A 20796-nucleotide genomic window follows, 5' to 3' on the forward strand; every position below is an offset into this window, starting at 1 on the left:
TAGCAAAGGGAAGTGTCGCTCACACAAGATCTGTTTTCAAACAAACGCAATATTTTTATATTTAACTTATAAATTGAAGTAGGGAACACATGGAGTATGTGATCTGGTTTGTGAGTATAGTTCTGTTTTGCATCGGATGGGCTTATTGCAAATATGTCTTCCAACACCGTAAAATGTATTTCATTCCTTATATCGTATGTCAATTTGGCATCACACTTTTTGTCGCAAGCATTTTTCTCATTGGTGGTTGGGAAGGCATGGCATGGCATGGGGCATGATGTCCCTGTTATTAATGGGGATGGGACTGCTTGCGGCACTCTTATTATATTTCTATCGTTTACTGAAAAGGTGGTTCGGACAAAACTAAAGAGCCTTCTCCCGCTAACTGAGAAGGCTCTTTGTCATGATTGAGGAAAATCTTGTTGCATTTGTTGCATGAGCCCATGATCATCGACTGTCATTTTCCCGATTTTTCCTTCCTCCGGACAAATCGCTGTACCGGTAATTTCAAATGGCAGCGTTTGTCCCTGACGATTTGTATACAAAACTTGGGCAATAAAGTCATAATGAGTCGGCGCGACGTCACTTTGGTTGATAGAAAGATCCGTTACCTCCAGTTCATAGTCCATGGTCGACCAGTGGTAGAAAAATAGCAACGGTCTCATATTTTCATAACCATTTTCTGTGAAGTATGGATCAAATGTTTCTTTTACATATGCTTCCATTTCTTGCAGCTCCGGCGCACCTTCGGGAAGTGATACAACGCCTTGAGGGTCCGCAGTTTCCTTCCTATTCTCCAGTAATTGTTTTTCAACCTCTTCAGCTAATCGGATATATTCGGCATCAGGCGCGGTAAATTGCTGTTGGAGCACCGCCCGAATCGCTTGCTCACTTGAATCCTTTTTCGTTTGTGCCGAACATCCCGTGAACAATAAGCAAGTGAAGAGTGTAAAAAACAACTTCTTACGCATATGTTTTCTATTCATGATCTCTCCTCCTCATTCCAAACAGCTGCTTGATCAATATACGACTATATAGTTTGAAAAGTTTCACCAAGTGCTTATTTAGGCAGATTGATGTTCATGTGCATTCTTTTTCATCTCCCAATACTGAATGAGCTTAAAAAGCGGTGGAAGGATGACGCAAACCGCGATGACTCTTAATACTTGGACTGCTAGCACAAATGTTGAGTCTCCGCCAAGAACAATTGACGTTGTCGTCATTTCCGATATGCCGCCCGGAGAAAATGCCAATGCAGTCGTGATGAAAGGCAAGTCCGTCAGTAGAGAAGCGAGATAGGCGCTGAGAAACATTGTAAAGATGAGGAAGATGGTACTTACCATTGAAAAGAACACTATTTTCTTCAGCCCTTGAAACATGCTTCGATGTATGCGGGAACCGATGCTTGTGCCAATCAGAACTTGAGAAATAACGATCATTCCGGAAGGCCACCATGCTTGCAGCTCCGCATTCAAAAAGATCGTGCTAACCATTTGCAGAAGGGCTACACTTACCATGCTTCCAAGTAGCCAAGGCGCCGGGAATTTTACAAACCTTCCAAAGAAATAGCCGAACCATGCAATGCCGACTAACAATGCAGTTCCCCAAATATGCCCCATTTGAAATGGCGGGCTAACAGAAGCGCTAAGTTCAGGAACAGCCTCAACAGGTGGTCCCATGCTAAAAGATAGAATGACGGGAATCGTCAGGACGACTAAAAAGATCCGCATCGTCTGTGCAATGCTCACTACACCGGTGTTAGCACCAAGTTCTTCCGCAATGCCCGGTATCGTGGACAACCCTCCAGGTGCAGCAGCAAAAAAACTTGTCAGTAAATCTAGTTTTGTGAATTTCCATAAAATGAGACCAGAAAGTAAGGCGAAAACGATGGATAGAAGAAGCATCGTACTAATCGTTAACCAATGGTCTTGAAAAGTGAAAAAAAACGTGCTGTTCATTTTCCTTCCCAGTTCAATGCCTAACATACATTGTCCGACCGCCATCCAATATTTTGGAATTCCGATATGTGGTACGGGGCTTTCATCTTGCTGTTTTCCATATCGTAGAGAGAGAATGGTTGCTGCGAGCAGCGCGCCAATCATCCAACCGATTGAAATACCTGTTAAAGAAAGTAGAAAGCCGCCGACTCCACTTAAAACAATTACATTCAACGAATGTAGAAATGCATTGTGCCTAAACATGTTGCCCCCTTCTTTCAGTTGTTTTATTAAAATAGTCTTGCTTGCATGTACTAGTAACTGTAGTACACTTTTAGCAATAAATAAAATAGTGGTTATTGATGTTTAACCATCAAATATTGTGATGTCTGAAGGGGGTTTTTCCACTTGAATGAACGGGATTGGCTCGTGTTACAGACGCTCTATGAGGAAAAAAATATCACAAAGGCTGCCCAACAGTTATTTATTTCCCAGCCGGCGCTCACGAACCGGCTGCAGCAAATGGAACAAGAATTTGGCGTTAAAATTGTTAATAGAGGAAGACGCGGCGTACAATTTACGCCGCAAGGAGAGTACCTCGCTAAGTGTGCACAGGAATTGCTTTTCATGACGCAAAAAATGAGAGAAAATGTCTTGAATATGGAAGATGAAGTCGCGGGTGTTTTAAAACTGGGTGTGACAAGTTATTTTACAGATTATAAGCTTCCTAACTTGTTGAAACGATTCAAAGATCAATACCCGAATATCGAATTTAAGGTTACGACAGACTTTAGTGCTCATATTGCCCAAATGGTTTATAACCAAGAGGTCCATGTTGGTTTTGTGAGAGGAGATTACACGTGGAAAGATCAAAAACGTCTGTTATTCGAAGAGACCTTATGCATTGTTTCAAAAGAAAAAATTGATATACAGCATCTTCCTTCGTTGCCGAGAATTGAGTATCAGACAGATTCTTTATTGAAAACGACTGTTGAAAAATGGTGGTATGAAAATTTCACCCAGCCACCACTCGTCAGTATTGAGGTGAACAAAGCGGATACTTGTAAGAAAATGGTGCTGAACGGCTTAGGCTACGCCATTCTACCCAGCTTGATTGTCAACGATGCAGATCATCTGTATAAAATAGACTTGACCGATCAGGACGGGAAACCGATCATCCGGAAAACATGGATGTTTTTCCATCAGGAGTCTTTGCAATTAAACATCGTCAAAGCCTTTGTTGATTTTATCGAACAATTGGACTTGGACGAAGATATTTAAAAAGTGAGGCGGCTTGTTAAAGTATATGGAAATGATTGATTAAAAAGGGGGATGTGAGGGGATGTATGATTTTTTAATCGTTGGCGGGGGAATCGTTGGACTGTCAACCGGAATGGCATTATATGATCGATTTCCAAACGCGAAAGTAGTTGTGCTGGAAAAGGAAGCGGAAATTGCATCGCATCAGACAGGGCATAACAGCGGGGTTATTCACTCAGGCATTTATTATAAACCTGGTAGTTTTAAAGCAGAATTCGCGAGAAAAGGCAGCCAATCGATGACGGATTTTTGTGAGATGCACGGAATTGAGCATGATATATGCGGTAAAGTCATCGTCGCAACGTCCCAAGAAGAGCTTCCTTTACTCGATAATTTGTACAATAGAGGGCTTGAAAACAAGCTGGCGATCCAAAAAATTGGCGTCGATGAATTAAAAGAAATAGAGCCGCATGTCAGCGGATTAGGTGCGATTCGAGTGCCGCAAGCTGGCATTGTGAACTATAAGCAAGTCAGTCAGAAATTTGCAGAAATTATTCAAGGTAATGGCGGGGAAATTAAGCTCAATGCCAAAGTTGAAAAAATTATTGAGGAAAATGATCAAGTCATTGTCGAAACGAAAAATGAGACATTAAAAGCGAGAACAGTCATTAACTGCGCCGGCTTACATAGTGACCGTGTCGCATTCGCTGCGGGATATAAAACCGATATGCAAATTGTTCCGTTTAGAGGAGAGTACTACAATCTCGTTCCTGAAAAAAGACATTTAGTGAAGCATCTCATTTACCCTGTGCCGAATCCAAAATTCCCGTTTTTAGGGGTTCACTTTACAAGAATGATTGGCGGAGAAGTCGATGCCGGACCGAATGCGGTCTTAAGCTTTAAAAGGGAGGGATATAAGAAAACAGATTTTAGCGCAAAAGATCTTGCTGAAGTGCTAAGATTCAAAGGCTTTTGGATTTTGGCCAATAATTTTATGAAAGAAGGAATGGAAGAATACGCGCGTTCCTTTAGCAAAAAGCGATTCACAAAGAGTTTACAGCAACTCATTCCAGAAATAAGGGAAGAAGATTTAATCCCAGCCCCTGCAGGCGTAAGAGCGCAGGCACTTAGTTCAGACGGGAATATGGTGGATGATTTTAATATTATTATGGGGAAAAATACGATCCATGTGTGCAATGCCCCGTCACCCGCAGCGACCGCTTCCATTGAAATCGGAAAAGAAATTGTACGAAGAATTTCTGGCAACTCTCATCTATTGGAAAAAGATACGGAGGAGACAGCTTATGTTTAATGGAAAGACAATGTTTACCGCGTCAAAGAGGATATTTTAACGAATAAGATCATTATAGATTTGAATGAGGACATCGCTGAAACGGGCGATGTTCTTTTTCATGTTGGAGCGTATTAGTTGACGAACAAAAAAGCTGATGCGAAAAAAATGTGTATTGTAAATAATATTATGGTAAAATTTCTACAAGTAACATCATTCTTAACACAAACACCTTAGAAAAGCAGAGAAAGTAGGGGAATGGGATGCAACAACAAGAATTAGCAAGAGGCCTAAAAAATAGGCATGTACAGCTGATCGCAATCGGGGGTGCGATCGGTACTGGGTTATTCCTAGGAGCAGGAAAATCGATTCACTTAGCAGGGCCATCGATTTTATTTGCTTATTTAATCGCTGGTGCCATTTGTTTTTTAATTATGCGAGCGCTTGGTGAATTGCTGTTATCGAACTTGAACTATAATTCTTTTGTAGATTTTGTGCAAGATTATTTAGGAAATATGGCTGCGTTTATCACCGGTTGGACGTACTGGTTTTGCTGGATTTCAATCGCTATGGCAGATTTAACAGCAGTCGGTATTTATATTCAGTTTTGGTTTCCGGAAGTTCCGCAATGGATGCCAGGATTAATCGCACTTGTCGTCTTACTCATTATGAACCTTGCGACTGTGAAACTTTTTGGTGAGATGGAATTCTGGTTTGCTTTAATTAAAGTGATTGCGATTTTGGCATTGATTGTAATCGGTGTCATTATGATTGTAACGGGCTTTTCGACAGATTCGGGCGCGTCAAGCTTCTCCAATTTATGGAGCCATGGCGGCATGTTCCCGAACGGCGTTTACGGTTTTATCCTGTCATTCCAAATGGTTCTTTTTGCGTTTGCTGGGATTGAGCTTGTAGGACTGACGGCGGGGGAAACAGAAAATCCGAAAAAAGTGATCCCAAAAGCGATCAATAATATTCCAATTCGGATTTTAGTGTTTTATGTCGGTGCACTCATTGTCATTATGGGCATCTATCCATGGAATGCCATCAATCCATTGGAAAGTCCATTCGTTCAAGTCTTCGCTGCAATTGGAGTCGTCGCAGCAGCCGGCATCATCAACTTTGTTGTCCTAACATCTGCTGCATCGGCGTGTAATAGTGCCATTTTTAGTACAAGCCGGATGCTGTACTCGCTTGGCAAGGGAAAACATGCGCCTGTTCCCTTAACAAAACTAACGCGCAATCGAGTGCCTTCCAATGCACTGTTCTTTTCAACCGTTGTCATTCTGATCGCAGTTGTATTGAACTACATTATGCCAGAGGGTGTATTCACACTCATTACGAGTGTTGCTACCGTTTGTTTCGTTTTTATTTGGGGCATCACGGTCATCAGCCACTTGAAATATCGCAAAACGAGACCAAATCTAGCGAAAGAAAGCACGTTCAAAATGCCGCTTTATCCATTCTCTAATTATTTGATACTTGCTTTTCTAGCGTTTATTCTCGTTGTACTGGCGCTTGCGGAAGATACCCGTATTGCTTTATTCGTAACGCCTGTTTGGTTTATTTTACTCATTGTGGCTTATAAGACACGGCAAGTAAAAGTTGAGCAAGAGGCGGCGCATTTAAATTAAATCTTGACGAAAACCAGCTGATGTGAAAAACTCGGCTGGTTTTTTGTCATCATTCATCTTTCTTATTTCAAGATAACACACCCAATTCCCGGGAACGAGCCTCTGCTTTGTCAATGCACTCAGCGATCGCTTCCTTGAATAATCTGCCCTCTAAAGCTTTTAACCCTGCTTCCGTTGTGCCGTTTGGGCTTGTGACGTGCTTTCTTAATTCCGCAGGCTCCGTCTTCGTTTGGCGCATCATGGCCGCCGCCCCTTCAATCGTCTGGATAATGAGCTCCCGTGCTACGTCTTTGGACAACCCTTTCGTCATCGCCGCCGCTTCCAGTGCTTCCGCCAAATAATAGACATAAGCAGGGCCGCTTCCGGACAACGCAGTGACCGCATGCAAATCATCTTCTTCAACCTCTTTGACTAACCCAATTCCGCCTAATAACCCGAGAATATGACGCCGCATATCATCATCGACTGCGACATTCATTGCCACACCTGTTGCCGATTTGCCAATTGTCGCGGACGTATTCGGCATGGAGCGCGCAATCGGCCGGTTGCCCAATCCATTTTCCAATGTTTGGATGGAAACACCGGCAATGACCGATAAAATTGCCGCTTGTTCATTGATAAATGGGGCTGTGTCTGCCATCGCTTTTTGGATATCTTTCGGCTTCGTCGCAAAGACAATGAGATCTACTTCATGTAATAAGTATTTATCCGTCAAAATAGAAATGCCATATTGTTGCTTGAGGGAAAGGAGCCGTTTTTCATCGGATTTGTTTGTCACAAAAATATTCTTCGGTTCCAATACACCTTGTTCTACGATTCCAGCCATGACCGCTTCCGCCATGGAACCTGCGCCGATAAACGCAATCGATCTCATATTAACCACTCCTTCAGTAAAATAAAACATGCGCTTCCGTCCTATCCAAAGGACGAAAACGCATGTTTCCGCGGTACCACCTAAATTTGCCAGCTGACAGCCAGCACTACTTTTTCCTTTTTTAACGCAAAAGGGACGGCTATGTTTCCACAGCGACTCGGAAGGAGGTTCACTGCGGGAGAGGGGATGTGGCTTTCAGCCGGTGACCACATTCTCTAGACCCATTTCCGCAGCTACTCGTCTTCGTCAACGTCAGTCTATGTTTTTAAAGTAGATATTCCGTACCAAGCATATCCTCAGCCTGATTGAAAACGCTTGTCAAGGAAGGCAGGCTAAGCGCGACGTCCTGTCGCAACGCCTGCATGACTCGCATCGTGCGAGTCCGCGCGAAGTCGAGCGAAGACGCGAATAGAACTAAGGTTCATGAGCGGGCGAGCAAATAAGGAAGGCATCCTAAGTTCGCCGCGTCCTGCGGCAACGGATGCATGACCTACATCCTGTAGGCCCCAACGACGAATGTGAGGGTTTGTCAACAGGCTGAGTCGTTCATGAATTAGAACGATTATGGCATGTCTGAAAAATAATGTCAATGCCTCTAACTATAATTTCCTAACAATGCGATAATAAAGGCAACTAACATCATAACTGCAATGACAACAAGCGCCACCTTCCCCGTACTGATAGGTGCTTTGCCACTCACTTTCCCGGTTTGTCCATTGACTAAAAATCGATAAACCGTGTCTTTATAACGGAAGGACGAAATCCATATTGGCAACAGTATATGCTTGTATGTGATGTCTTGATAATCTGTCGAAACACTTGTGATGTTGACAATATCTCCATACACTTGGCCGCGAATCCCATTTTCGATTCGCCGATCTATTATTTGTTGCGCGTCTTGCCATCCAGTCGGCAATGAAATCGAATAGCGTTCAGCCAAAAACCCCGATAAGTATTCCATTTTATAATCTACAAGGTCCTTTAAATGAAATGGCTCAATCCGTTTCACAAGTCCACTTGCGACATTTTCAGATGCTTTCACAAGGACATCATCGAAAAATTCATTGTAGCGGCCGCTTTCCATATGCCAGCGAATTTTCCGAACTTGCTCCGTCACTTGCCGCGGCTGTCCGTCCTCATATACGGTGCGCGTGACTGTAACATAATAGTATGTGCCGACTTGCACAACATATGCCGATTGTGTATCGGCGTCAAATGTCCAGTAGGGGATATAAGCTCCCGACAAACGATTCAAGCGATACGTTTTCTTCAGCTCATTCGGCGCGAAATAGCGCTTCCGAATCCATACTTTAAATTTTTCAACAGCTTCTTTTTCAGATACTTGGAAAGGGACGACTAAAGCAGGTTTTATACCCGCATGGTGATCACTGACCGTAATGTGGGAGGAACCGCAAAACGAACAAAAGTCGGCTACTTTATCTTGATCCAACAACGTTTCCGCACCGCAGCTGTCACATGTAAACACACGTTTTTCGTCATCCCAGCTATGGTCTTCCTTTTCCAGCGCTTCTAAAAAGTTGAGCTCAATCGTGTTGTTTTGCGTACGTTCGATTTCTTGCGTACTGCCGCAAAACGGGCATTGAAGCGCGCCTGTTTCGGGTGAGAATTCCATATTGCCGCCGCAAGACGCACATTGCGTCACGGCTGTTTGTTCGATCTTTGCCTTTTCATCGCCATTTTCGATTAAATCTGTCACGCAATCACCCCATTAAAACTCATGGCTTTAAGTTGTCTCCACAGTCACTGCAAAACTTTGCAGTCGGCGTGTTTTCTTTTCCGCATTTTGTACACGTCCGATGGCTTACTTGCTTCCCGCCGCATTCGCCGCAAAATTTGGCATCTGCATCGATCTCTTTTTGACAATGCATGCATGGTACTTTTTGGGGTTGCACGGCATTGCCACATTCTGGGCAGAACTTAGAGTCTTCTGCAATACGTGCTTGGCAATGCGGGCAAGTCGTTTTTGCAGTTTGCTCATTGACAGGGGCGGCCTGCTGCTGTGCATTTCCCGAAAAGACGTTTGCCATGACATTCCCAAGAGCCGCTCCTGCACCAAGTCCTGCACCCGCACCAGCCAATCCGCTTCCTTCGTTTCTCGCCGCATCTCGAAGCGCTTCCGCCGCTTGGTACTGTTGGTATTGTCCGAGATTGCCAAGGACACCCATGGACGTTCTTTTATCCATCGCCTCTTCCACTTCTTTTGGAAGCGATAAATTTTCAATATAAAGAGAAGTGATTTCAAAACCGAATGCTTTGAATCGCTCCCGCATTTTCTCTTTTCCTTGGCCGCTTAATTCATCGTAATACATCGCGAGGTCAAGGGCTGGAATGCGAGATTCGGCAAATAGATCCGTCAACCCGGACAAAATCATCTTTTTCAAATGGTTTTCAATGTTGCTTGTATCGTAGGACGCATTCGTTCCGAACAGCTCTTTTAGGAAAACAGCTGGATCCGACACCCGGTAGGAATAAATGCCATACCCTCGTAATCGAATCATGCCAAACTCAGGATCCCGCATCATAATCGGGTTTGATGTGCCCCATTTTTGATTGACAAATTGCTTCGTGTTGACAAAATAGACTTCCGCTTTAAATGGGGAATTGAAACCGTGTTTCCACGATTTCAGCTTCGTTAAAATCGGCATATTTTGCGTATATAATAAATGGCGGCCTGGGCCAAAAACATCCGCAATTTCCCCTTCATTGACGAAAACCGCAGCTTGCGACTCTCTCACGGTCAATTCCGCACCCATTTTAATTTCATTATTGTGAACTGGAAAGCGGTATACCATTGTATTTGTGTCGGTATCCGTCCATTCGATGACTTCGATAAATTGACTTTTAAAAAATCCGAATAATCCCATCTTGTTGCCTCCCTTATTTGATTCAACTAGTATATTGATCAAATAGTTAATCTCTAATTGGAACCTTCATTATAGCATATTCCGACAACCACCTATTTCAACTGTTGGCCAACTAGAGGGATGACGTCATCCTAGAAAAAAGGTACAATAGCCTGAACAGTCATTCATTTTAAGATTCAAAGAAGGTGGGATTCTATGATACATAAAATTACAATGCCTACGCCGTTTGCGGTAGGGGATGTCAACGCGTTTCTCCTCAAAGGAGATGCGCTCACATTAATCGATGCCGGTCTTAAGACGCCGGAAGCGTATGAGGCACTTAAGTGGGGATTGAAGGAAGCGGGGTATACTTTTCGGGATATCGACCAAGTGGTGTTAACGCATCACCACCCCGACCATGCAGGCTGGATCGAGGCGTTCGATCGAGCGAATATTTTAGGACATGCCTATAATGACCCTTGGCTAAGAAGAGACGACGAGTTTTTCGCGTTTCATGACGCTTTTTACTTGGCGTGTTTAAAAGAGGCAGGTGTGCCAGAACACCATTACTCTTGGGTAGATCGCAAGGGGCGATCCGTGCAGTTGATGGGAGAGCGACCGCTCGATCAGTTTCTGAGTGAAGGTGATGCACTACCCGGACATGAAGGATGGGGTGTCATAGAAACACCGGGACATGCGCAGAGTCACCTTGTTTTTTGGCACGAAACGTCCGGCACGATGATCGGTGGTGATCTTTTATTGGCCAAAGTTTCTTCAAACCCGCTCATTGAACCGCCATTCGATCAAAGTTCGGGACGTCCACGGTCGTTGCTGCAATATAATCACTCGATAAAAAGACTACTAGATTTACCAATTACCCTTATTTATACTGGCCACGGAGATGAAGTGAGGAATGCACATGTATTAATAAAAGAGCGGCTAGAGCTGCAGGAAACACGCGCAATGAAAGTGTTAGGAATGATGGAAGAAAAGCCGCAAACTATTTTTCAATTAACGAGGCAAATCTTTCCAGCTGTCTACGAAAAACAACTAGGCCTCACACTTTCTCAAACGGTAGGGCAAGTGGACTTTCTCCTTCATAAGGGATTGATCGAAGAACGAAGAGATGAAAAAGGTGTTTTATGGTATGCACAAACGTAAATCTGTTTTTATTACAGGCGCAACAAGCGGTGTCGGGTATGCGCTGACGAAAAAACTGTTGGCGGATCAAGATCACTATCATGTCATCGGAACGGGTAGAGCCCCCGACGCCATCTGGACATTGCAAAACGAAGGCGCGCACATGGTACGGGCTGATTTATCCCGCCCGGAAGAGGTGGATTTCTTACTCACGCAAGTCGGAACGCCGGATATCGTCGTTTTTTCAGCTGGGGTTGGTCGATTTGCCACCGCGCACGAAACGTCTGATGAAGCGATGCACGACATGATGAACATGAATGCGATCCTTCCAATGCAGCTGACAAAACGATTATTGCCGGACATGATCCAACGGGGAAGCGGCCACCTCATTTATATTGGCTCGCAGGCAGGCAAAGTCGCCACACCCAAAGCGGCCGTCTATGCCGCATCGAAACACGCCATCATCGGCTTTACCGACGCACTTCGCATGGAAGTTGCGCCGTTCGGGATCCATGTCACAGCGATCCATCCCGGTCCGATCGACACACCGTTTTTAGACGTAGCCGACGACACCGGACATTACCGAAAAGCACTCGGCAACCATTTGCTATCGGTCGATGCAGTTTGTGATGCCGTCATCAAAACGATCGAACAACCTGTCCGAGAAGTGAACTTGCCGGGCTATATGGGGGTAACGAGTAAATTGCATGCCATCGCCCCTGGGCTTGTCGAGCGGATTGGACGGAAGTTTTTTACCAAAAAATAGCAACTGGTGCCAGGCACCCGAACGATTCTGACATTCACGTTTGTTTTAATAATTGATACAATTTACCGTGTGAAGGTAGAGTGGATATAAAGCTTGCAGTGAAAGTAAATGGAAGAGAACTCGATGTTCAAAAAAACGTATACGATTGGAGGAGAGTGGAATGAGCTTGATAAAACGGTTAGGAATGGAACTGCCGATCATTCAAGCGCCGATGGCAGGTGTGACGACACCGGAGTTTGTCGCAGCCTCTGCAGAAGCGGGGATGCTTGGTTCGATTGGTGCGGGTTATTTGTCAAAAGAAGAAACTCGGACATTTATTCGTGATGTGCAAAAACGCACAAAGAAGCCTTTTGCTGTCAATTTATTCGTGCCGGAACAAGTAGAGCCTAGCGAAGAACAATTACATCAAGCATCTCAGGCACTGCAGCCGATTAGAAATGAACTAGGCATTTCTTCGGAGCTATTAACGCTTTCAAAACATGAATTCGATGGACAAGTGCAAGCCATACTAGAAGAAGGCGTGACCATCTGCTCGTTCACATTCGGGCTGCCAGAGGAAAAAATAATCCGTCGATTAAAAGAAGCGGGTATTTTTCTGATCGGCACGGCTACAACAGTGGAAGAAGCGATTTTGGCAGAAGATGCTGGAATGGATGCGGTCGTTGCGCAAGGAAGCGAAGCGGGCGGACATCGCGGTTCTTTCCTTGGAGACATTAAGTTTATTTCACTCGTTGAATTACTTCCGGCAATCGTTAGTGCTGTTGACATTCCAGTGATTGCAGCGGGCGGCATTGCGACGAAAGAACTGATGAACCGCATGTTGGACGCGGGTGCAGGAGCTGTCCAAATCGGTACGGCATTGCTTGCGTCCGATGAAAGCGGCGCCCATCCACTTTATAAGCGAGCAATTGTAGAGGCAGAAGAAGGATGCACCGCGCTAACGACTGCATTTTCCGGCAAATTCGCACGCGGCATTCGTAATCGTTTCATGGAAGAAATGCAAGAGGCAGTCATTGCGCCGTACCCTTATCAAAACGATTTAACGAAAGAAATTCGAAAAGTCGCGGCGAGCGAAGGAAAGCCTGCGTTCATGTCACTATGGGCAGGGGAAAGTGTGCATTTGAGCAGGGAAGGAAGCGTGCGGGATCTCCTGAACCACTTTTCATAAGATCAGTTATCGGTCAGTTTCCTGCATCGTAATCTTTACCACTTTTTCTGTTTTGGTCACAAACCGGATTCTCACAAACACGCCAAATTCTCGATTCCCTTCTTTCAGCCACAGTTTAAATTTTTCAATCGTTTCTTCGCCCTCCGTTTCTCTACCTTCGTGGAGATAATCGACAATATTGGCCTTTGGATATTTGGCGTGTGTTTCTACCATGGCAAGCTGCCCCCATTTCGCATAAGCCGGAACTTGTGCTTGCAGCATTGTTGGAATCTGTGTCGACGTTGAATAAACGGTCATCAACACACCAAGTGCAATCACTATTTTTCGGATCATTAAACTCCACTCCTTTTTTGTAGGATGTGTTGTTTGTTTTGATTCATGCGAGTATGCATTTCAACCTGGTGCCGATTCACCAAAATATCGTTCTTATTACATTATTTTTCTTCTTTCCTGTGTGTTAAACTTTGAATGTTTAACAGGCAATGAGAAGGTGGAAATGATTTGAGCAGAATAGAACGTAAACAGCAACAGAAACAATTGAACAGTACGAAGAAATGGTCTACCCTCAAAAAAACTATCCGAATCCTACTATTTGGAATGCTAGGGATGATCCTTTGTGGATTGCTCGTGGTCAATCTATTCATTACTTTCAGTGATGTAAGTAAACTAGAAGAGCCTGACCCAAGACCGACCTTTATTTACGATCAAAACGGAGAGATCGCTAGTAAAATTTCAAACGCCAACATTGAAGGCGTCCGATTAGATCAGATGCCAAAAGAACTCATTGAAGCAGTCATCTCTGTGGAGGATCAACAATTCTACAAACATCATGGGATCAATTACTTCGGAATTGCACGGGCATTTACCCGAAATTTGGTAAAAGGAGAAGTCGTTGCCGGTGGAAGCACGATCACCCAACAGCTTTCAAAAAATGTTTTTTTAACTCATGAACGTACCTATTCTCGCAAATGGAAAGAATTAATTCTCACAAAGAAAATTGAGAGAACGTATTCAAAAGATCAGATTTTAGAACGCTATTTAAATCAAATCTATTTTGGTGAAGGCGCATGGGGCGTTCAGCGGGCTGCACAAGTCTATTTCGGAAAAGACGTCAGCGAGTTAACGTTAAACGAATCCGCGACATTAGCAGGATTAATCAAAGCACCTTCCTATTTATCTCCATATAAAAATATGGAAAAAGCGATCAAACGACGCAACATCGTTTTATCATTGATGAAAAATGAAGGATATATTCGTCAAGCGGATTATGATGAAACGATCAAACAGGAAATTGTGTTAGCCGATCAAACGACGATGAATTTCAAAGGGAAATATCCCTATTATGTTGACCATATCGTTGACGAGGCGGTTCACAAGTACGGGCTAACGAAAAACGAAGTGCTTTCTGGAGGATACCATATTTACACAGAGTTAAATTCTGTCATTCAAGATGCCCTGGAAGAAGTCTATCGGGATGACCGTTATTTTCCAGAGAGTAAACCCGATCAACTTATTCAAAGTGCTTCAGTCTTCCTCGATCCTACAACAGGTGGCATCCGTGCATTGGTTGGAGGCAGAGGGGAGTATACATATGGACGGTTTAATCATGCGACGGAGCTTATTCGACAACCGGGATCGACCTTAAAGCCAATTGCCGTCTACACTTCTGCATTGGAGCAAGGCTATGAGATGTCGGATTTACTCGTTGACGAACCCATCAATATTGATGGCTATTCCCCAAGAAATTTTGACAGGCAATACAGGGGACAAGTGACCATGTACGATGCAATCGCTCAGTCGTATAACATACCGCCCGTCTGGCTCTTGCATCAAATGGGCATTGAAAATGGTGTGCGTACCGTCGAACAGTTCGGCATTCCATTGGAAGAACATGACCATAACCTCAACTTGGCATTAGGGGGCTTGCATCAAGGGACGTCACCGCTGCGAATGGCGCAAGCATTCTCTACTTTTGCGAATAATGGGGTCATGATGGAAGCGCATGCGATTGTAGAAATAAAAGATGCAGAAGGCGAAGTCATTGGAAAATGGCGGGAACAGTCTGTAGAAGTAACAGAAGCGCAAGTTGCCCAGCAAATGACCTATATGCTGCAAGGTGCTGTCGAAGTCGGCACGGCCAAAAAAGCACAACTATCAGGGATAGAAGTAGCTGGTAAAACAGGGACAACCCAGCTGCCGTTCACCGGTGTTGATGGGTCAAAGGATCATTGGTTCGTCGGATATACGCCAGATATTGTCGGTGCGGTTTGGTTAGGGTATGACCAAACGGATTCCGAACATTATTTAACATCGACGAGTAGTTTCACAGCGCCACCAATATTTCAGCAAGTTTTATCAAGGTCGATTAGTGAATTACCTACAAAGAGATTTGAGTTACCATTCATCGCGAAAAAGAAAAAAGAGCTCGAGAAACAAAATGAGAAAATGAAGGAACAAGAAAAGGAAAAAAGGAAACGAGAGAAGGAAGAACGGAAAGAACGAGAAAAACATGAGAAAGAGAAGGAGAAGCGGGAAAAAGAAGACGAGAAAGAACAAAAGAAAAGAGAAAGAGAGCGAGAAAAAGAAGAGAAGAAACGAGAAAAAGAGAAGGAAAAAGAGGAAAAGAAGAAACGGGAAGATGACGATTGAGCAATTACGGTTGGAAAAGGGACGATCTGTCAGTCTTTCTACAAAACTTACCAAAATTAGACATTTTCAAAGATTTACAATAGTTGGTATTTGTTGTATCATAAACAGTAATCATTCATTGAGAATAAAAAACACTGCCCAGCCTGTTGAAAATCGATAGTAGATTTCATTCGCAGGTAGAAGCCAGTTCAAGTAGACTAACGGTCTCCGTTATCGTCTTTTTGAACTGGCTTTTTCTATTGGCACGAAAAGGGGAAGATCATATCTTTCTGTATACCAGGAATAATTGTAAGCGCTTTAATTTACTAACCAATAAAGGATGCACATAAAGGAGCGGACATTGAATGTATGTTACCGCCTCTATGAAGCCGAAGAATTTTAAAATCCCGTTGTCAATTGATTGAGGGCATTAAACAAAGATTGGGCAATGAACACTGCACGCCATCTGATGCACGTGACATCGAAACGAAAAACGTTCGAACTATAAAGGGGGTAAAAAAATGGAGGATCAAAAACTGTTAAAAATTTTAGGGAACAAAGATGTATTGGCGCTTGCATTCGGCGCAATGATTGGTTGGGGATGGGTTGTTACCGCAGGCCTTTGGATTACCGAGGCTGGCTCACTTGGGGCAATCGCTGCATTTCTAGTCGGTGGATTGCTCGTTGTGTTTGTCGGACTCACTTATGCAGAATTGGCAGCTGCGCTACCGCTCGCGGGGGGAGAAATGTATTATGCCCATGCCGCGATGGGTCGATTGCCTTCTTTCATCACCACATGGGCGATCATTCTTGGTTATGTTTCTGTGATCGCATTTGAAGCAGTTGCGCTTCCAACCGTTTTCGATTATCTCATTCCGGGATACGGCGTTGGGATGGCCGGTTCCATCCTTATTTCTTGGATCAATTATCGCGGTATGAAGTTAACGAGTGTCATCATGGGGATTTTGACGCTATTGATTGCGATCGCTGGGGTTTTATTAATTACAGGTAGCTCAATCGCAGGAAATGTCGAGAATATGGCACCGTTTTTCACGAATAATATGAGCGGAATTTTAATCGTACTGATCATGACACCATTCATGTTCGTTGGATTTGACGTGATTCCACAATCGGCGGAGGAAATTAATTTGCCGCGTAAGCGGATTGGTCAGTTGCTCATCTTTTCGGTCTGCCTCGCAATCACTTGGTATCTATTGATCATCTTCGGTGTTTCACGAGTGTTGACACCGACAGAGATTTCCGGCTCTACGCTGGTGACGGCCGATGCGATGGCAAAAGCGTTCGGCGGCAGCAAAATGATGGGGAATGTACTTGTCCTTGGTGGAATTGGTGGTATTTTAACAAGCTGGATTGGTTTCTATGTTGGCGGAAGCCGTGCGATTTACGCGCTGGCAAAAGCAGGTATGCTGCCGAAATTTTTGGCAGAACTTCATCCGAAGTATAAGACACCGCACAAAGCGATTCTATAAATCGCAATTTTAACAACCGCCGCGCCTCTATTCGGCAGACCAGCACTCGTGTGGCTTGTTGATGCAGGTGGTCTCGCGTTAGTCATTGCTTGGCTCATGGTCGCACTATCCTTTATTATTCTACGGAAAAAGCGTCCGGAAATGAGACGGCCATTCCGTGTTCGAGGCGGCACGTCCGTTGGATGGATTGCGTTGTTGATGTCGATTGGCGTTGTGATTTTATACCTGCCAGGCATGCCATCCGCACTTGTTTGGCCGTACGAATGGATCATTATCATCGCTTGGGCTGCACTAGGATTTGTTTTCTACAAGTGGGCAATGTCCAAGTACGGAGCAACCAATGCGAATACATTAATGGATCAAGAGGTAGATCGAATTCTCCAAACAGAAGATGAACTAGCAATCCCTACAGATGAACAAGCAGAGAAAGAAGTGTATAATCAATAGTGGCAATATTCGATAGACTGCCAGAGATCCAAGACGGAAACATGAGGGGGCTGGGAATGTGAATACACTATTTATCGCAGGGCATGCAAGACTTCCATCTGGTATGGCCGCACAGAATATGTTCGAATCGATCACGATTACTGCAGAAATTGACAAAAATTATGGGGTGATCGTCACGGCAAGCTGTACGCTTGCAACGGATCATGGAAGAGATTTCATTCAGCATTTATTAAGAGGACATAGTTTGCGCGATGGCATTGACAAGCCCATCCAAGTGGTGAAGCAACATTATTTAGGGAAAGCGAGCAACGCACTTGTCTCCGCTTTAAAAGATTTACACAAGCAGTATGAATTGCAAGTCACTGCAAAGGGAACTAGTAGTTGAAAAATGTAAGCCTATACAATCGATCACATGAAAACAGTGCCCGCCACACACATCGTGTGGAAGGCACTGTTTTTTTACCGTTTTCTTTTATTTCTCTTGCCATTAATATTCAGAAATTCACTTTCTTCCCCAAACTCCACTTCTTTATGCTTCGCTACCGTATCATATTTAGGCATGACGTTTGCTTGCTTGCCTTTATCCTTATTGCGATTTTTGTTTTCCTCAGACATGAAAAACCCTCCTTTTGTAAGATCCATCTGTAGTATGAACAAAAGGAAGTTTTTTATTTTGCATTCATGATTGATAACCATTTACCGCATACTTATGTTTGAGAAGGACTTATGAAGGCGGAAAACACCCCTAAAACAATATAAAAGCAGCCAGTGATCCGACTCTGGTACTTTGAACCTACTTTACAGATTTTCCGAACGAGAAAGCCCACTGCCTTTAGGCGTGGGATGAAAGTGAGGTCAAATACGGAGTGGCACTAAAAACCAAAGGTCTTGTGCCGCTTCAAGTATTTGAAATTCTTTCTTCAGCTATACATTCCAGTTATACTCAAGTTGTGAACAGGTGTTCTTTTTCGTGGTATACTGAAAAGGGGGGGTGAACTACTTGCAAACTATCACGCTGAAACTAGAGCTTCGAAAGCCAACAAAAGAGAAAGTATCAATGTTCCAAAAGATGACAAAGGTTAATACTGCTTTTTCAAATTGGCTTTTGGATTTCGAAGGGCTACAAACAGCCACTTCGAAAGTATTTCATCTTTATTCTGATGAGCCATTCCCATCGGCTATCGTCAATCAAACGATTCGCACGGTGAAATCGAAAAAGAAAAACCAAAAAGCGAAAGTCTTTCGCCGCTTATGGTGTGGCTTTAATAATCAGAATTTTAGAGTGGAGAAGGAGAATGGCTTGTATAAAGTCTCTTTCCCGACACTAAACAAGCGAATTGGTGTGCCGGTTGTCTGCAAAGAGCACCAACAGCGTTGGCTTGACAGACTTTTGTCTGGTGGTGCTAAACAAGGTGCGACTGAACTGTATGAAAAAAGAGGGCGCTGGTTTGTCGCAGTCACCTTATCATTCGAGGTGAAACAAAAACAAGCTGATCCCCCTAAAATAATGGGCATAGACATTGGACTCCGTCAACTTGCGGTTGCTTCAATTGGGACAACTTCACTCTTCTTCTCAGGGAATGAAATGGCCTATCGAAGAAGGCGTTTTGCTGCTCGGAGGAGAAAGCTTGGTAATGCGAAGAAGCTAGATGCTATTCGTAAATCAAAAAATAAAGAATCTGAATGGATGAAAAATACCAACCATAAGATCAGCCGCCAAATCGTTGATTTTGCATTAGAGAACGGTGTTCATCTAATTCGAATGGAAGATTTGACGGGTATTCGCCATTCAAGAAAATCAAAAAAAGAAGCAGGACGCAATTTGCATAGTTGGTCGCACTATCAATTGCAACAATTTATTGAATATAAAGCAAAAATAGCAGGGCTTTTGGTTCAATATGTGGATCCCAAATACACATCTATGACGTGTAAATGCGGTCATACCGATAAGCATAATCGGAACAAAGATTCTTTTCTTTGCGTAAAATGCGGCTATTTAAGTCATGCGGATGTAAATGCCTCGATCAACATAGCGAAGGCGATTAGCGGGCTGTCAACAACAAAGATCGTATAAAAATTAGTGTCGTGGTCAAAGCGACACCGCCTGTTTCAGTACATGCCTATCAACAGTAGGTAGAACGAAATAGGGCGGGGCAATGAGATGCCCCTAAACTTGAGGGCTGTTCAAAACAGAAATGGACTGCGAACGCAAAGTCACTCAAGAATCCCACCCGTTGCACCGTAAGGTGAAGGGCTTGCGGCTTTAGCCGTGGGAGTCTCAATAGTGAGCACCCGATTTCTAATACTTGCCGCAAGAACTGCATACAGACCATCACTCATAAAAGCTAGGAGTATAAATATCGTTCCTAGCAGTAGGAATTGCATGGTGACGGATCCGGCAGCAGGTGATATGAATTGCGGAAAGAAGGCAAGAAAAAAGAGTGCTGTCTTCGGATTCATCACTTCTACGAGTACTGATTCATAAAAAACTTTGAGTAATTTTTTGCGAGGAACTGTTGGCAAGTCTGAAGTCGTTTGATCGGATCTAGCAAATAACGTTTTGCATCCCAAATAGATGAGATAAGCAGCGCCTAAATATTTGACCATCTGAAACGCTGTCGCGGATGTCAGTAGAATCGCGGAAACGCCCATTGCCCCCGCTAAAACGTGAACGGAACCGCCGACAGATACACCAAGAACCGAGACGAGCCCCGCTGTCTTTCCTTGATCGATACTTCTTGCCATAATGTAAAACACAGCTGGCCCAGGTATGATTAACAAAGTAAGCGCAGCGATTACAAACAACCAAATTGTTGTGAAATCCATACAATAAACTCCTTCTGTTTATAGCGAAAGATTTTTGGGGTTTGCTTTCATTAAAGAAGCAATTTGTTGCTCGTTTTGCATGGGAACTTGCTCCAACTGTTTGATCACGAGCTCTTGTCAAGAGGGAGAGATATAGCAGTGAGGACCTTGGAAAACCGTTAGGACTTTCTGATTTTCAATATCTTTCCACTGCGGATTCGGGCGCGCAAAGTGGCTGTATAAGATATTTTCATCTTTATTGATTGTGAAAGGCAAATGGGTAGCATAGGGATCTCCATTGTGCTAGGAAAAGAGTGTGGCAAAACTATGCCTTTCGATAACGTCAAAAATCAAATCTGGATCATCGAGCTGAAATTGTTTAAGGATATAAAATTTTGGCAACTCCTTTACAAGTTTCATAAATTCCCAATATTCATATCCTACTACACATACTGACACCTAAAAAGGTACAATAAAAAACAAACAAACATG

At 43.7% G+C, this 20796-nt stretch carries 20 protein-coding genes and 1 pseudogene; 12 read left to right on the forward strand and 9 right to left on the reverse strand.

The window, feature by feature from the left end:
• Positions 1-89: 89 nt before the first annotated feature.
• Positions 90-278: a YesK family protein gene (locus AU377_RS15895; protein WP_156450403.1), complete on the forward strand. Its 189-nt coding sequence runs from the start codon at positions 90-92 to the stop codon at positions 276-278.
• Positions 279-401: 123 nt separating this feature from the next.
• On the opposite strand, the gene AU377_RS07110 is transcribed toward AU377_RS15895, so the two are convergent.
• Both AU377_RS07110 and AU377_RS07115 read right to left on the reverse strand, forming a co-directional pair.
• Complete coding sequence (locus AU377_RS07110) at positions 402-986, reverse strand: hypothetical protein (protein ID WP_067406195.1); 585 nt, start codon at positions 984-986, stop codon at positions 402-404.
• Between the two features lie 78 nt (positions 987-1064).
• Positions 1065-2201, reverse strand: a complete 1137-nt coding sequence (locus tag AU377_RS07115) for an AbrB family transcriptional regulator (protein ID WP_067406198.1) — start codon at positions 2199-2201, stop codon at positions 1065-1067.
• 144 nt (positions 2202-2345) lie between these two features.
• Between AU377_RS07115 and AU377_RS07120 the strand changes: the two genes are divergently transcribed.
• From AU377_RS07120 to AU377_RS07130, 3 genes are all read left to right on the forward strand, one after another.
• On the forward strand, positions 2346-3218 hold the full coding sequence (locus AU377_RS07120) for a LysR family transcriptional regulator (protein ID WP_067406203.1): 873 nt from the start codon (positions 2346-2348) through the stop codon (positions 3216-3218).
• Between the two features lie 61 nt (positions 3219-3279).
• Entirely contained in the window at positions 3280-4509 is a 1230-nt protein-coding gene (lhgO, locus tag AU377_RS07125) for an L-2-hydroxyglutarate oxidase (RefSeq protein ID WP_067406206.1), read from the forward strand.
• Positions 4510-4751: 242 nt separating this feature from the next.
• Entirely contained in the window at positions 4752-6122 is a 1371-nt protein-coding gene (locus AU377_RS07130; RefSeq protein ID WP_067406209.1) for an amino acid permease, read from the forward strand.
• A 67-nt stretch (positions 6123-6189) separates the two neighbouring features.
• On the opposite strand, the gene proC is transcribed toward AU377_RS07130, so the two are convergent.
• The 3 genes from proC to AU377_RS07145 form a co-directional block, all read right to left on the reverse strand.
• Entirely contained in the window at positions 6190-6996 is an 807-nt protein-coding gene (gene proC / locus AU377_RS07135; RefSeq protein WP_067406212.1) for a pyrroline-5-carboxylate reductase, read from the reverse strand.
• Positions 6997-7591: 595 nt separating this feature from the next.
• Complete coding sequence (locus AU377_RS07140; protein WP_067406215.1) at positions 7592-8713, reverse strand: hypothetical protein; 1122 nt, start codon at positions 8711-8713, stop codon at positions 7592-7594.
• A 19-nt stretch (positions 8714-8732) separates the two neighbouring features.
• Positions 8733-9881, reverse strand: a complete 1149-nt coding sequence (locus tag AU377_RS07145; RefSeq protein WP_067406218.1) for an SPFH domain-containing protein — start codon at positions 9879-9881, stop codon at positions 8733-8735.
• A 195-nt stretch (positions 9882-10076) separates the two neighbouring features.
• Here AU377_RS07145 and AU377_RS07150 point away from each other — a divergent pair, with 195 nt between their 5' ends.
• The 3 genes from AU377_RS07150 to AU377_RS07160 all read left to right on the forward strand — a co-directional run bounded on the left by AU377_RS07150 (position 10077) and on the right by AU377_RS07160 (position 12934).
• The gene (locus AU377_RS07150) at positions 10077-11021 is read left to right on the forward strand and encodes an MBL fold metallo-hydrolase (RefSeq protein ID WP_067406222.1); all 945 of its coding nucleotides are present in this window, start codon (positions 10077-10079) and stop codon (positions 11019-11021) included.
• A complete protein-coding gene (locus AU377_RS07155) occupies positions 11008-11766 on the forward strand; it encodes an SDR family oxidoreductase (protein ID WP_067406225.1) in 759 nt (252 codons plus the stop codon). The genes AU377_RS07150 and AU377_RS07155 overlap by 14 nt, the downstream gene beginning before the upstream one ends.
• 160 nt (positions 11767-11926) lie before the next feature.
• Positions 11927-12934, forward strand: coding sequence for a nitronate monooxygenase family protein (locus tag AU377_RS07160; protein ID WP_172794037.1), 1008 nt, complete (start codon positions 11927-11929; stop codon positions 12932-12934).
• A 6-nt stretch (positions 12935-12940) separates the two neighbouring features.
• Here the strand turns inward: AU377_RS07160 and AU377_RS07165 are convergent, their stop codons facing one another.
• Positions 12941-13264: a DUF3889 domain-containing protein gene (locus tag AU377_RS07165; protein ID WP_067407210.1), complete on the reverse strand. Its 324-nt coding sequence runs from the start codon at positions 13262-13264 to the stop codon at positions 12941-12943.
• A gap of 267 nt (positions 13265-13531) precedes the next feature.
• Here AU377_RS07165 and AU377_RS07170 point away from each other — a divergent pair, with 267 nt between their 5' ends.
• The 4 genes from AU377_RS07170 to AU377_RS07180 all read left to right on the forward strand — a co-directional run bounded on the left by AU377_RS07170 (position 13532) and on the right by AU377_RS07180 (position 17884).
• Positions 13532-15583: a transglycosylase domain-containing protein gene (locus AU377_RS07170; RefSeq protein WP_082731984.1), complete on the forward strand. Its 2052-nt coding sequence runs from the start codon at positions 13532-13534 to the stop codon at positions 15581-15583.
• A 500-nt stretch (positions 15584-16083) separates the two neighbouring features.
• Positions 16084-17052, forward strand: coding sequence for an APC family permease (locus AU377_RS07175; RefSeq protein ID WP_368664422.1), 969 nt, complete (start codon positions 16084-16086; stop codon positions 17050-17052).
• 48 nt (positions 17053-17100) lie between these two features.
• A complete protein-coding gene (locus AU377_RS15900) occupies positions 17101-17499 on the forward strand; it encodes a hypothetical protein (RefSeq protein ID WP_368664423.1) in 399 nt (132 codons plus the stop codon).
• 58 nt (positions 17500-17557) lie between these two features.
• Complete coding sequence (locus AU377_RS07180; protein ID WP_067406231.1) at positions 17558-17884, forward strand: DUF3870 domain-containing protein; 327 nt, start codon at positions 17558-17560, stop codon at positions 17882-17884.
• Positions 17885-17958: 74 nt separating this feature from the next.
• On the opposite strand, the gene AU377_RS15635 is transcribed toward AU377_RS07180, so the two are convergent.
• Positions 17959-18114, reverse strand: a complete 156-nt coding sequence (locus AU377_RS15635) for a hypothetical protein (protein ID WP_172794038.1) — start codon at positions 18112-18114, stop codon at positions 17959-17961.
• Between the two features lie 385 nt (positions 18115-18499).
• Here AU377_RS15635 and AU377_RS07185 point away from each other — a divergent pair, with 385 nt between their 5' ends.
• Positions 18500-19573, forward strand: a complete 1074-nt coding sequence (locus AU377_RS07185; RefSeq protein WP_067406235.1) for an RNA-guided endonuclease TnpB family protein — start codon at positions 18500-18502, stop codon at positions 19571-19573.
• A gap of 140 nt (positions 19574-19713) precedes the next feature.
• On the opposite strand, the gene AU377_RS07190 is transcribed toward AU377_RS07185, so the two are convergent.
• The gene (locus AU377_RS07190) at positions 19714-20325 is read right to left on the reverse strand and encodes a LysE family translocator (protein WP_067406238.1); all 612 of its coding nucleotides are present in this window, start codon (positions 20323-20325) and stop codon (positions 19714-19716) included.
• 120 nt (positions 20326-20445) lie between these two features.
• Positions 20446-20724, reverse strand: a pseudogene (locus tag AU377_RS15270) (FMN-binding negative transcriptional regulator); the annotation flags it as partial.
• Between the last annotated feature and the right edge of the window lie 72 nt (positions 20725-20796).

Origin of the sequence: Sporosarcina sp. HYO08 (assembly GCF_001563475.1) — a bacterium.
Taxonomy (GTDB): Bacteria; Bacillota; Bacilli; order Bacillales_A; family Planococcaceae; genus Sporosarcina.

Coding starts and splice junctions, on each gene's coding strand:
- AU377_RS15895 (WP_156450403.1), top strand. CDS start 90: ATGGAGTATGTGATCTGGTTTGTGAGTATAGTTCTGTTTTGCATCGGA.
- AU377_RS15635 (WP_172794038.1), bottom strand. CDS start 18,114: ATGTCTGAGGAAAACAAAAATCGCAATAAGGATAAAGGCAAGCAAGCA.
- AU377_RS07115 (WP_067406198.1), bottom strand. CDS start 2,201: ATGTTTAGGCACAATGCATTTCTACATTCGTTGAATGTAATTGTTTTA.
- AU377_RS07155 (WP_067406225.1), top strand. CDS start 11,008: ATGCACAAACGTAAATCTGTTTTTATTACAGGCGCAACAAGCGGTGTC.
- AU377_RS07175 (WP_368664422.1), top strand. CDS start 16,084: ATGGAGGATCAAAAACTGTTAAAAATTTTAGGGAACAAAGATGTATTG.
- AU377_RS07130 (WP_067406209.1), top strand. CDS start 4,752: ATGCAACAACAAGAATTAGCAAGAGGCCTAAAAAATAGGCATGTACAG.
- AU377_RS07145 (WP_067406218.1), bottom strand. CDS start 9,881: ATGGGATTATTCGGATTTTTTAAAAGTCAATTTATCGAAGTCATCGAA.
- proC (WP_067406212.1), bottom strand. CDS start 6,996: ATGAGATCGATTGCGTTTATCGGCGCAGGTTCCATGGCGGAAGCGGTC.
- AU377_RS07160 (WP_172794037.1), top strand. CDS start 11,927: ATGAGCTTGATAAAACGGTTAGGAATGGAACTGCCGATCATTCAAGCG.
- AU377_RS07110 (WP_067406195.1), bottom strand. CDS start 986: ATGAATAGAAAACATATGCGTAAGAAGTTGTTTTTTACACTCTTCACT.
- AU377_RS07190 (WP_067406238.1), bottom strand. CDS start 20,325: ATGGATTTCACAACAATTTGGTTGTTTGTAATCGCTGCGCTTACTTTG.
- lhgO (WP_067406206.1), top strand. CDS start 3,280: ATGTATGATTTTTTAATCGTTGGCGGGGGAATCGTTGGACTGTCAACC.
- AU377_RS07150 (WP_067406222.1), top strand. CDS start 10,077: ATGATACATAAAATTACAATGCCTACGCCGTTTGCGGTAGGGGATGTC.
- AU377_RS07170 (WP_082731984.1), top strand. CDS start 13,532: ATGCTAGGGATGATCCTTTGTGGATTGCTCGTGGTCAATCTATTCATT.